The sequence below is a fragment of the Promicromonospora sp. NPDC060271 genome, assembly GCF_042726755.1.
Taxonomy (GTDB): Bacteria; Actinomycetota; Actinomycetes; order Actinomycetales; family Cellulomonadaceae; genus Promicromonospora.
In genome coordinates this window covers 1-11,354 of the sequence record NZ_JBHXBG010000169.1, presented here as the reverse complement: position 1 = coordinate 11,354, position 11,354 = coordinate 1, and the positions used below count along the sequence as shown (strand labels likewise).

Sequence of the window (11,354 nt, the reverse complement as noted above, 5' to 3'; positions counted from 1 at the left end):
GCCCGCTGGGCTCAGGCCTCTTTTCCGTACCGGCTTTTCCGTACCGGTCAGAGCTTCTCCGGACCGCTGTCCTTGCCCCCGGTGTCCCGCCGGCGCAGGTAGCGCTCGAACTCCCGCGCTATCGCGTCGCCCGAGGCCTCCGGGAGCTCGGCGGTGTCCTTCGCCTCCTCGAGCTGTGCCACGTACTCGGAGATCTCCGAGTCCTCCGACGCCAGCTCGTCCACGCCGTGCTGCCAGGCCGCCGCGTCGTCGGGCAGCTCGCCCATGGGGACCGGCTCGCCGAGGATCTCCTCCACGCGCGTGAGGATCGCGAGCGTCGCCTTGGGCGACGGCGGGTTGGCCACGTAGTGCGGCACGGCCGCCCACAGACTCACCGACTGCAGGTCGCGCTGTGCCGCCTCGTGCTGCAGCACGCCGACGATCCCCGTGGGCCCCTGGTAGGTGTTGGCCTCGATGTCGAGCACCGCCTGCAGCCCCACGCTGTCCGACGTCGCGGTCATCGGGATGGGTCGCGTGTGCGGGACGTCGGCCAGGAGCGCGCCGAGCGTGATCACCGTCCGCACCCCGAGGTCGTCGGCCACCTGCAGCAGCTCCTCGCAGTACTTGCGCCAGCGCATCGACGGCTCGACACCGTGCACCAGCACCACCTTGCGCTCGCCCACCTGGGCCACCGAGATGGACGTGGTCGGCCAGGTGATGGAGCGTTTGCCGTCGTCGTCCAGCGAGATGTACGGCCTGTTGACCTGGAAGTCGTGGAACTCCTCGGGGTCGAGCTCTGTCACCTTCTCAGCGCCCCACACCTCGGCCAGGTGCGTGAGCGCCGACGTGGCCGCACTCCCCGCGTCGTTCCAACCTTCGAAGGCAGCGAGGAGCACGGTCTGGCGAGGCGAGGCCTGCTCCGGCTGCTCGTGGTGCGCGTCGGTCATCCCCCCAGCCTATGGTGTGGGACGCCCGGCGTGGCCAGGGGCGCGGCCGCGTTCGCGGACGGGCGAATCGGCGGGTGGACGTCGGCGGCGGACCCGAGGTCCAGGTCAGAACACCGGGACGCCGGCGCGCAGCGCGCCGCGGACCTGGACCTCGACGCCGCGCCAGGTACCGGTCCAGAGCGTGTAGCCGGGCTCCATCATGCGCTGGTCGATCGCGTGGTCGAGGCCGAGCGCGCGGGCGATGCTCTCGCCGTCGTCCAGGTGCCATGGCTGCAGGCAGACCCGGTCCGGCGTGACCGTGAGCACCTCGATCCAGTCCGCGCGAACGTGCCGCAGCAGATCGATGACATCGCCGAGACGTTCGGTGACCGACTGCGTCGCAATGGGATTCACGAGACTCTCCGGAGCATGGGTCGGGCAGGGGGACGGGCTGACAGGCACAGGGGCGGGCATGGGGCAACTGGCTGAGACAACTGTGCGTCAAGGCACGGGACGTGCCATCGGCAGCGCTCGGGACGTTTCGGTGATAGATACGTCCCTGGGGGTATTCACGATGAGAAATCAGCGACTCGTCGCAGCGATGAGCCAGGCCGGCCTGAGCCAGGTACGGCTGGCTGCTGCCGTGGGCGTGGACCCGAAGACCGTGGAGCGCTGGGTGGCCCAGGGCCGTACGCCGCACCCGCGCCACCGGGTGGCGGTGTCGGACGCCCTGGGCTGCGACGTCGCTGCGCTCTGGGGCGACGTCGACCGGGCCGAGGCCGCGGCGCAGGAGATCGTCGGGGTGTACCCGGCGCGCCGCGCCATGCCGGCAGGCACCTGGCGCGCGTTCCTCGCCGGGGTGGAGCAGCGGTTCGAGCTGCACGCGTTCGCCGCGACGTTCCTGCCCGACCAGACCCTCGACCTGACGACGGAGATCGTGACCATGGCGGCCCGCGGCGTGCAGGTGCGGCTGTTGCTCGGCGACCCGGAGGGCGACGCCGTGGCGGTCCGCACGCAGGAGGAGGGCGGCACGGGCCTCGCCGGGCGGATCGCGCTCGTGCTGGCCTACCTGGCGCCCGCGCTCGGTACGCCGGGCGTCGAGGTGCGGCTGCACGACCGCACGCTGTACGCGACGACCTTCCGGTTCGACGACGACCTGCTGGTCAACACCCACGTGTGGGGCTCGCCCGCCGGGGCCAACCCGCTGCTGCACCTCAAGGACGGTCCGGAGGCGTCGATGGCGCCCGCCTATCAGGCAGGGTTCGAGCGGGTCTGGGCGGCCGCCAAACCCCTGGAGGCATGGCCTCGGACGGAGGACTCGGACAGGGTGGCGTGATGGTGCGGTTCGACTACTTCGACGACCCCGCCGCTCCGCCCGTGAACTCCGTGGTCCCGTCGGTGACGGTGGCGGTGCGGGACGACGTCGGACGGCTGCTGCTCATCCACCGCACCGACAACGACCTCTGGGCCCTGCCCGGCGGGGGCATCGACCCCGGGGAGACGGTCCGCGAGGCCGGCGTCCGCGAGACCGAGGAGGAGACCGGGTACCGCGTGCGGATCACCGGCCTGGTCGGGATCTACACCGATCCCCGGCACGTGATCGTCTACTCGGACGGCGAGGTCCGCTCCCAGTTCTCCATCTGCATGCGCGGAACGGTCACCGGCGGCGCGGCACGGACCTCGGTCGAGTCGAGCGAGGTCGTGTGGCAGCAGGTCGACCGGCTGGGCGAGCTGGACATCCACCCCTCGATGCGGCTGCGGATCGAGCATGCGGTGGACCCGACGCGGACGCTGCCCTTCCTGACCTGACGGGCGTCAGCCGACTCTGCCGGGGCTCGGCTGCCGGGCTCGGCCGCCGGGCTCAGCTCCCGGGCCTGGTGCGCCGGGCCCTACCCGAAGGGCAGCCCCAGCCGGCGCTCGATCCCGGACACGAGCCGGCGCAGCCGTGGCTCGGCGTCGTGCATGCTGCGGGACACGAGGTGGTCGGGCGGGTAGCGGTCGTAGATGCGCTCGAACCGCTCGTCGACGGTGACGGGCTCGCCCCGGGCCGACGTGGTCAGGTCGCAGTAGGTGAGCAGGTCCAGCAGGTCGGGGGCCGGCTCGGGGAACTCGCGCCGCAGTGCGTCGTCCAGGCCGCGCTCCGCGGCTTCGACGGTGGCCTCCGTGTGGTGCGCGACGAGGCCGGTCAGCTCCGTCGGTGCCCCCAGCCGCGTGAGGTAGCGGGCGCCGTCGAGCTGGTGCAGGCCGGTGTCCATGGCCGCCGCGGCGTAGCCGATGTCGTGCAGGTAGGCGGCGGACACGAGCAGGTCCGGGCTGCCGAGCACGCGCGCGACCTGCTCGGCGCGGCGGCCGACGCCCATCGAGTGCGCGAGGCGGTCGGCGCCGGGCTCGAAGAGCGCGGTCAGCAGTGCCCGTGCGCCCGCGGGCTCAAGCTCCCGCGGGATGGTTCCGTGCATCGGTTCACCGTAGAGCGCCGTGCCGCGCACGGCGCGACGGGACGCGAAGGGCGCGGTCAGGGGACGTGTTCTGGTCTGCATCCTGAACCTCCGTCGTCAGAGCTCCGGTCGGCCGTTGACTATCCAGTCGCGGACCATCGCCGTCGTGCGGTGGTGGCCGGCGAGCGCGTCGTCGCGCGTGGCGTGCAGCTCTGCGTACTCCTCGGTGCAGTCCAGCTTGTCGTCCTCGGACAGGATGCCGTCCGGGTCGAGCCGCTCGACGAACACCATCGTCTCGTAGATCAGCGGGGTACGACCGTGGTGACCGTTGTCGTCGTCCACCGGAGCCGTCGAGTCGATACCGGTCCAGACCGTGGAGACGTGGTAGAAGCCGATGTGGTCGCGCGCGACGTGGCCGCTCCCGGCTCCGCGACGCAGCACCGACCACTGATCCTGGGTGATCGGGTTGCCGTCGAGGTCGTAGTACGTCCGCTGCGAGAGTCGCTCGAAGAAATCGGGTCCGAACACGGTCACTCCTCGTCGTCGGTGCTACCGGGGTCGTCGGCCGTGGCCGCCGATCGTGGGCCAGCATCACCCAGGACGTCGCAGCGCGCGCGGCGAGGCTGTGAGTTGCGGGCTGCGGCCGGCACGTGACGTATTGCGTCGGTATGGGCGCGGCGTGATCTTCGCGCTCACTTCGTCGTGCTCACTTCGTCGAGCGGAGAACTTTTCGCCCGGCGCGACCTTCCGGAACCAGATTCATTGCCCGAAAGAACCGCATATGTCTTATTGCTCCGCCACGGATCACACCGTGCGGTGCGCGGAGGACCCCCGGTTCGGGCGAGTATGAAGTAATGGGCAACCTGCGAAATCACCGGGTACTGCTGTCTGCTGTCGGCGCGTTCGTCGTCGCCGGCGCCGGCAGCGGCATCGCCTGGTCCCAGGCCGAGCGCGGCAGCGAGCCCGCTGACGTGCTGCTCGACGCCGTGGAGCACAGCGAGTCGACCATGCGTGACTACATCGACGAGATCGCGCGGCGGTTCGACGAGATCGAGGCGACCTCCGACGCCCGGCGCCAGGAGGAGCTCGCCACCGCGCTCATGAAGGACGTGCCCGCCCTGGCCGAGGACGCACGGGCCGAGGTCCTGGCGGCCAAGGGGGACGCCGAGGCCGTGAGCCTGCCGGACGGCGGTGAGCTCGACCGGGCAAGGGACGCCTACGTGGCACACATCGACGCGTGGATCGCGGAGTACGACGAGGCGATGGTCTCCCCGGTCGGCGTCGTGGAGATCGAGCCCGTCGTGAACCGGACGTTCGACGAGGCGGTCGCCGCGTTCGACCGGACCGAGCTCGACGCCGACCAGGCGGAGCGCGCCGAGCGGCTCCTCGCGGACTGAGCCGCCGGGAGCTCGCCTCGGTCCCGCCGGTCATGTTCCGGCGGCTCTGTCCCGCCGGTTCATGCCCCGTCAGCTCATGCCTGTCAGCTCATGTCCCGTCAGCTCATGTCCCGCCAGCTCATGGGAGACAGGCTGAGCGCTGCGTCCGCCACCCGCTTCGCGACGTCCGTGCGCAGGGCCGCGTAGGACGAGTCGATCCACTCCTGCACCCCGGCCTGGCCGCCGTGCCGGTACTCGACCGCCTGGACCAGGCACTCCAGCTTGTCGGCGTCGCGCGCGCAACGCGCCTCGGGCGTCTCCTGCGCCTCGAACTCGGTCACGGCGTCGACGACGGTCGCCGCGGCGGCGGCTGGCAGCGGAGCCACCTGGTCCCCGGTGACCGCGACGTTGTCGGGCTTGGTGACGTACGGGCGGGCGGTGTGGGGCAGGTCGGTGATGCGGGTCTCCTGGGAGTCGTGCCAGAGCGCGAGATAGGCGGCGCGTGCCGGGTCGGCGCCCTCCTCGGCGGCCAGCAGTGCGGCGAGCTGCGCGACCCGCAGGCTGTGCTCGGCGACGGACTCCGGGTCCCGCACGCCGACCTGCCACCAGCCGGAACGACGCAGGCGCTTGAGCACGCCCATCTCGAAGGTGAAAGCGGCGATGCCGGATGCTGCGGTGTGCGTCATGGCGCTATCGTCCGGCATTCCCGCGTGGCTCGTCGGAGCGTCACGCGCGCGACCTTCGCCGGTTACCGGACGTACAACGTCGCAACCTACGATGTGCCGGTGCCCCGCGACTCCTCGACAGTCCTTCCCGCCGCCGTCCTGTTCGACATGGACGGCACCCTCGTCGACACCGAGCCGTACTGGATGCGCGCCGAGCGCGAGATCGTCGCGGCGCACGGTGCCACCTGGACGCACGAGGACGCCCTCGGCGCCGTCGGGCAGGCGCTCCTGACCACCGGCACCATGCTGCGCGACGCCGGCGTGCCGCTCGAGCCCGCCGAGATCGTGACCTGGCTCGTGGCCCGCGTGAACGAGCAGCTGCGTGAGAGCGTGCCGTGGCGACCCGGCGTCCTGGAGCTGCTCGAGGAGCTGCGCGCGGCCCAGGTCCCGTGCGCGATAGTGACCATGTCGTACCGCAGCCAGGCCGAGGTCGTGGCCGACGGCGCCCCCGCCGGAACCTTCGCCCACCTCGTCACCGGGGACGAGGTCACGCACGGCAAGCCGGACCCCGAGCCGTACCTGGTGGCCGCCGGCCTGTTCGGCGCCCGCCCCGAGGACTGCGTGGCCATCGAGGACTCCCACCCCGGGATCACGTCCGCGCTCGCCTCGGGCGCACGCACCCTCGGTGTGCCCGCCGAGGTGCCCGTGCCGCCCCGGCCAGGCCTCAACCGGGCGGCGTCGCTCAAGCAGATCGACCTCGAGACGCTCGGGCGGATCGCGTCGGGCGAGGTCGTCGACCTGCTGGGCTGAGCTGACCGCTGAGCCTGAGCCTGCCTGACGGCCGGCAACGGCGACGTCACACGGCTATACCCAGGCGCAGCGGGATCGCGCCGTCCGGGACCTCCGGGGGAGTGCCACCGAACTCCGGGCACAGCGACTGGTGCGCGCACCAGCCGCACAGCTTGGTCCGGCGAGGCTTCCACACCCCGGTCCGCGCGGAGTCCTCGATGGCCGACCAGATGGTCCGGATCTTCTGCTCGGTGTGCTCGAGCTGTTCGACGGTCGGCTCGCCGCGCAGCACCTGACCGTCACCCAGGTACACGAGCTGCAGCATCTTGGGCAGCACCCCGCGCTCACGCCACAGGACGAGCCCGTAGAACCGCATCTGGAACACCGCCGACGACTCGTAGCCCGGACGCGGCGACTTGCCGGTCTTGTAGTCGACGACCCGCACGGCGCCGGTCGGCGCGACGTCCAGCCGGTCCACTATCCCGCGCAGCAGCGGGCCGCCGTCGAGCTGCGACTCCACCAGGAGCTCCCGCTCCGCCGGTTCGAGCCGGTTCGGGTCCTCCAACGTGAAATAGGTGCCGAGCAGCGAGCCTGCGCCAGCCAGCCAGCCCGCCCGGTCCTGCCCGTCCGGGCCGACCCCGTCCGTGAACAGCGACGCGTACCGCTCGTCCGCCTCCAGCAGCCGGTCCCACTCGCCGGGCAGGAGGTCGTTCGCCGCGGCCAGCGTGCGCTCACCCAGCGGGGCGTCGTACAGCCGCTCCAGCACCGAATGCACCAGCGTCCCGCGCGCCGCGGCGGCCGACGGGGGCTCCGGCAGCCGGTCCACCGTGCGGAACCGGAACAGCAGCGGGCACTGCATGAAGTCGTTCGCCCGGGACGGCGACAGGGCAGGCGGCCGCGACGGGGCACGCACGTCCGGCACCGTGCCGACCGCCTCCGCCGTCACGTCCTGGACCGGCTCCTGGGATACCTCCGTCGTCGTCATGGCCCCAACCCTAGGTGCGCTCACCGACATCCCCTGGCAGCCATCCACAGCGTGCCGCGCCCCCGAGGGCGACAGGCCGGATAGGTTTGTCCGGTGACCACCTCGGAGCCCGCCTCCACGCCAGCACCGTCCGCCCCCCAGCGCTCGAAAGGGTTCGTCATCGGCCGCGTGGCCGGGGCGCCGGTGATCGTCACGCGGTCCTGGTTCCTCGCCGCCTTCGTCCTGACCCTCCTGTTCGCCCCCGCCGCGGAGGCGCGCGCGCCGGGGCTCGGTGCGGGCGCCTACCTCGTCGCGTTCGTGTTCGTGCTGCTCCTGTTCGGCTCCGTGTTCCTGCACGAGGCCGCGCACGCCCTGGTCGCCAGGGCACGCGGCCAGAACGTGACCGAGCTCGCCGTCACGCTCTGGGGCGGGCACACCGCCTACACGGGCGGCCTGGGCCGGCCGCTCGACGGCTTCCTGGTCGCCGTCGTCGGGCCGCTGACGAACCTGGCGCTCGCGGCCGGGTTCTGGTTCGCCTACCAGGCCTCGCCGGTGCTGAACGTACCGGCGCTCCTGCTGCTGGCCGGCGCGGTGTCCAACGCGTTCGTCGGTGCGTTCAACCTGCTCCCGGGACTGCCTCTCGACGGAGGTCAGATCCTCGAAGCCGTCGTCTGGACCGTCACGGGGAAGCGCACGACGGGCACGATCGTGGCCGGCTGGGTGGGCCGCGCCGTTGCCGTCGGCGTGCTCCTCTGGGCGCTGGTCGTGCCGTACCTCCGGGGGGCGGCCCCGGACATCACCAACGTCCTGTGGTCCGCGCTGATCGGGGCGTTCCTCTGGGCCGGTGCGGGCGCCGCGATCACGAACGGCCGGCGCAGGGAGGCGGTCGACGGACTGACCGCCGGCGGGCTCGCCGGCCCCGCCGTCCTCGTGCCGCTCGGCTCGACCGTCGCCGAGGCGCTCGACGCCCGGGCGGCGGCAGCGGGCGGCGGCACGCCGTCGCACCACGTGGTGGTCGTGGGCCACGGCGGCGTCCCCATCGCGGTGATCGACGGCGGCGCCGTCACGGCCGTCCCCGAGTCGGCCCGCGGCGTGACCCTGGTCGACGCCGTGGCCGTACCGTTCGTGCCGGGGTCTGCCGTGCCCCCGTCGCTGTCGGGCACCGACCTGCTGACGCAGCTCGCCCAGCGGTCGGGCGGAGCCAGGCTCGTCCCCGTCGTCGACGACGGCCGGGTCACCGGGGTGCTCGACCTCGCCGACGTCGCGCGGGCGATCCGCGCCACCTGACGCCCTGCCGACGCCCGGCCTCGCGCCCGGCCCGAGGCCGGCGCACGCGCGGCCCAAGCCCAGCACTTAGGATGGTCCGTCGTGACCACACCCACCGACACCCCTGTCGCCACCGGCGCCGAGCAGCGCCGCGGCCCGTTCCGCGTGGGCGACAAGGTCCAGCTGACCGACCCCAAGAATCGCCTGCACACCATCACGCTGCAGCCCGGCGGCACGTTCCACACGCACAGGGGCTACTTCAAGCACGAGCAGCTCATCGGGCAGCCCGAGGGCTCCGTGGTGGTCAACACCGCCAACGTCGAGTACCTCGCCCTGCGCCCGCTGCTGGCCGACTACGTCCTGTCGATGCCGCGCGGCGCCGCCGTCGTGTACCCGAAGGACGCCGCGCAGATCGTCGCCATGGCCGACATCTACCCGGGCGCGCGCGTCGTCGAGGCCGGCGTCGGCTCCGGCGCCCTGACGATGTCGCTGCTGCGGGCGGTCGGCGACGCCGGGCACGTGCACTCGATCGAGCGGCGCGAGGACTTCGCGGCCATCGCCAAGGGCAACGTCGAGACGTTCTTCGGTGGGCCGCACCCGGCCTGGGAGCTGTCCGTCGGTGACCTCTCCGACGTGCTGCCGCAGGTGGCCGAGCCGGGCACCGTCGACCGCGTGGTCCTGGACATGCTGGCACCGTGGGAGAACGTCGAGGCGGTCGCCTCGGCGCTCGCGCCCGGTGGCGTCGTCGTCTGCTATGTGGCCACCACGACCCAACTTTCGCGCACAGCGGAAGACCTGCGTGCGGACGGCCGGTTCACCGAGCCGGCGGCCTTCGAGACGATGGTCCGCGGATGGCACCTCGAGGGTCTGGCCGTGCGTCCCGAGCACCGGATGATCGGCCACACGGGTTTCCTCGTCATCGCCCGCCGGATGGCCGACGGGGTGGTCGCACCCGAGCGGAAACGGCGTCCTGCCAAGGGTGCGTACCCCGTGACGGCCGAGGCGGAGTGGACTCCGGAGGAGCTGGGGGAGCGCGCCATATCGGACAAGAAGGTCCGCAAGGTTCGCCGTGACCTGGGCGTGGCACCCGAGGGCGCGAACCTCCCGCCCGCGTGAACGGGCTGTAACGATCGCGTACCCCGGACGTCTCAAACGGGTGTTCTTACTCCCGGTGTGTCAGTGACTGTGCTTAAGGTGCTGTTCTCGGAGGCGTTTGCGTCATATGGTCGCCTCCCGGGCCCTACGAGAGGGGATGTCATGACCGAGAGCACGTCAGGATACAACCATCCCGAGCATGAGTCTTTGCCAAACCGCGACTACGAGCGCCAGATTGCCCTCCTCTCAGCCAAGAACGAGCGTCTGGCGGAAGCCCTCCGCGCGGCGCGCGACCAGATCGTCGAGCTGAAGAAACAGCTCGACGATCTCGCCAAGCCGCCGGGCACGTACGCCGTGTTCCTGGGGGCGCACACCGATGGTTCGGTGGACATCTCGTCCGCCGGCCGCAAGATGCACGTCTCCGCGAGCCCGAGCCTGGACGTCACGCGGCTGAGCCCGGGCCAGGAGGTCAAGCTCAACGAGGCCATGACGGTCGTCGGCGCGGGCGAGTACGAGCGCACGGGCGAGCTGGTGACCGTCAAGGAGATGCTGGGCGGCGACCGCGTGCTCGTGGTCGGTCGCGCCGACGAGGAGCGCGTGGTGCGCCTCGCCGGCTCGTTGATGGACGCCCCGCTCCGGGTGGGCGACTCGCTCACGGTCGACACGCGCAGCGGCTTCGTGTTCGAGATCGTGCCCAAGTCCGAGGTCGAGGAGCTGGTGCTCGAAGAGGTCCCGGACATCGAGTACGAGGACATCGGTGGCCTCGGCCCGCAGATCGAGGCGATCCGCGACGCGGTCGAGCTGCCCTTCGCGCACCCCGACCTGTTCCGGGAGCACGGGCTGCGCCCGCCCAAGGGCGTGCTCCTGTACGGCCCGCCCGGCTGCGGCAAGACGCTCATCGCCAAGGCCGTCGCGCACTCCCTCGCCGGGATGGTGGCCCAGGCCAACGGCAGCAACCCCGAGGTGAAGAGCTTCTTCCTGAACGTCAAGGGTCCGGAGCTGCTCAACAAGTACGTCGGCGAGACCGAGCGGCACATCCGGCTGATCTTCGCCCGCGCCAGGGAGAAGGCCAGCCAGGGCATGCCCGTCGTCGTCTTCTTCGACGAGATGGAGTCCCTGTTCCGCACCCGCGGTACGGGCCTCTCCTCGGACGTCGAGACCACCATCGTGCCCCAGCTCCTCGCGGAGATCGACGGCGTGGAGCGGCTCGACAACGTCATCGTCATCGGCGCGTCCAACCGTGAGGACATGATCGACCCGGCCATCCTGCGGCCGGGGCGGCTGGACGTGAAGATCAAGATCGAGCGGCCCGACGCGGAGGGGGCCAAGGAGATCTTCGGCAAGTACCTCACCAAGGACCTGCCGATCCACCCCGACGACCTGGCCGAGTACGGCGGCAACATGGCCGAGGCGATCGACGGCATGATCACGTCGGTCGTGTCGCGGATGTACTCGGAGGACGAGGAGAACCAGTTCCTCGAGGTCACCTACGCGTCAGGGGACAAGGAGACCCTCTTCTTCAAGGACTTCAACTCGGGCGCGATGGTCCAGAACGTGGTCGACCGTGCCAAGAAGAACGCCATCAAGGACTTCCTGGCCACGGGGCAGAAGGGCATCCGTGTGGAGCACCTCCTGACCGCGTGCGTCGACGAGTTCAAGGAGAACGAGGACCTCCCGAACACGACCAACCCCGACGACTGGGCGCGCATCAGCGGCAAGAAGGGCGAGCGCATCGTCTTCATCCGCACCATCGTCCAGAAGAAGGGCGAGGGCGCCACACCGCGCACCATCGACACCGTCCAGAACACCGGTCAGTACCTCTGACGACACGTCGGGCAGGGTCCGCGCCCTCCAGCGGG

At 71.4% G+C, this 11,354-nt stretch carries 13 protein-coding genes; 7 read left to right on the top strand and 6 right to left on the bottom strand.

Features of this window, described 5'->3' with window-relative positions:
* Positions 1-47: 47 nt before the first annotated feature.
* Both ACFWE2_RS20980 and ACFWE2_RS20975 read right to left on the bottom strand, forming a co-directional pair.
* Positions 48-926 (bottom strand): PAC2 family protein, encoded by an 879-nt coding sequence (locus tag ACFWE2_RS20980; protein WP_357509691.1) that lies wholly within the window; start codon positions 924-926, stop codon positions 48-50.
* A 105-nt stretch (positions 927-1,031) separates the two neighbouring features.
* The gene (locus tag ACFWE2_RS20975; RefSeq protein WP_377226150.1) at positions 1,032-1,319 is read right to left on the bottom strand and encodes a hypothetical protein; all 288 of its coding nucleotides are present in this window, start codon (positions 1,317-1,319) and stop codon (positions 1,032-1,034) included.
* 160 nt (positions 1,320-1,479) lie between these two features.
* On the opposite strand from ACFWE2_RS20975, the gene ACFWE2_RS20970 reads away from it, so the two are divergent.
* Together ACFWE2_RS20970 and ACFWE2_RS20965 are read left to right on the top strand one after the other, a co-directional pair.
* Positions 1,480-2,241, top strand: coding sequence for an XRE family transcriptional regulator (locus ACFWE2_RS20970; protein ID WP_377226149.1), 762 nt, complete (start codon positions 1,480-1,482; stop codon positions 2,239-2,241).
* Positions 2,241-2,714 (top strand): NUDIX hydrolase, encoded by a 474-nt coding sequence (locus tag ACFWE2_RS20965; protein WP_377226148.1) that lies wholly within the window; start codon positions 2,241-2,243, stop codon positions 2,712-2,714. Before ACFWE2_RS20970 ends, ACFWE2_RS20965 begins: the two co-directional genes overlap by 1 nt.
* An 80-nt stretch (positions 2,715-2,794) precedes the next feature.
* Here ACFWE2_RS20965 and ACFWE2_RS20960 read toward each other — a convergent pair whose 3' ends face one another.
* Both ACFWE2_RS20960 and ACFWE2_RS20955 read right to left on the bottom strand, forming a co-directional pair.
* The gene (locus ACFWE2_RS20960; protein ID WP_377226147.1) at positions 2,795-3,361 is read right to left on the bottom strand and encodes an HD domain-containing protein; all 567 of its coding nucleotides are present in this window, start codon (positions 3,359-3,361) and stop codon (positions 2,795-2,797) included.
* A gap of 96 nt (positions 3,362-3,457) precedes the next feature.
* A complete protein-coding gene (locus ACFWE2_RS20955) occupies positions 3,458-3,868 on the bottom strand; it encodes a hypothetical protein (RefSeq protein WP_377226146.1) in 411 nt (136 codons plus the stop codon).
* A gap of 326 nt (positions 3,869-4,194) precedes the next feature.
* Between ACFWE2_RS20955 and ACFWE2_RS20950 the strand changes: the two genes are divergently transcribed.
* On the top strand, positions 4,195-4,737 hold the full coding sequence (locus ACFWE2_RS20950) for a hypothetical protein (protein ID WP_377226145.1): 543 nt from the start codon (positions 4,195-4,197) through the stop codon (positions 4,735-4,737).
* Positions 4,738-4,835: 98 nt separating this feature from the next.
* Here the strand turns inward: ACFWE2_RS20950 and ACFWE2_RS20945 are convergent, their stop codons facing one another.
* Positions 4,836-5,402: an HD family hydrolase gene (locus ACFWE2_RS20945; RefSeq protein ID WP_377226144.1), complete on the bottom strand. Its 567-nt coding sequence runs from the start codon at positions 5,400-5,402 to the stop codon at positions 4,836-4,838.
* Positions 5,403-5,501: 99 nt separating this feature from the next.
* On the opposite strand from ACFWE2_RS20945, the gene ACFWE2_RS20940 reads away from it, so the two are divergent.
* Positions 5,502-6,191 (top strand): HAD family hydrolase, encoded by a 690-nt coding sequence (locus tag ACFWE2_RS20940; protein WP_377226143.1) that lies wholly within the window; start codon positions 5,502-5,504, stop codon positions 6,189-6,191.
* Between the two features lie 46 nt (positions 6,192-6,237).
* Here the strand turns inward: ACFWE2_RS20940 and ACFWE2_RS20935 are convergent, their stop codons facing one another.
* Positions 6,238-7,155 carry a RecB family exonuclease gene (locus ACFWE2_RS20935; protein ID WP_377226142.1) on the bottom strand — a complete coding sequence of 306 codons (918 nt, stop codon included), beginning with the start codon at positions 7,153-7,155 and terminating at the stop codon, positions 6,238-6,240.
* Between the two features lie 93 nt (positions 7,156-7,248).
* Between ACFWE2_RS20935 and ACFWE2_RS20930 the strand changes: the two genes are divergently transcribed.
* The 3 genes from ACFWE2_RS20930 to arc all read left to right on the top strand — a co-directional run bounded on the left by ACFWE2_RS20930 (position 7,249) and on the right by arc (position 11,319).
* Positions 7,249-8,421: a site-2 protease family protein gene (locus tag ACFWE2_RS20930; RefSeq protein WP_377226141.1), complete on the top strand. Its 1,173-nt coding sequence runs from the start codon at positions 7,249-7,251 to the stop codon at positions 8,419-8,421.
* Between the two features lie 81 nt (positions 8,422-8,502).
* Positions 8,503-9,516, top strand: coding sequence for a tRNA (adenine-N1)-methyltransferase (locus ACFWE2_RS20925; protein ID WP_377226140.1), 1,014 nt, complete (start codon positions 8,503-8,505; stop codon positions 9,514-9,516).
* 141 nt (positions 9,517-9,657) lie between these two features.
* Positions 9,658-11,319, top strand: a complete 1,662-nt coding sequence (gene arc / locus ACFWE2_RS20920) for a proteasome ATPase (protein ID WP_377226139.1) — start codon at positions 9,658-9,660, stop codon at positions 11,317-11,319.
* Positions 11,320-11,354: the final 35 nt, after the last annotated feature.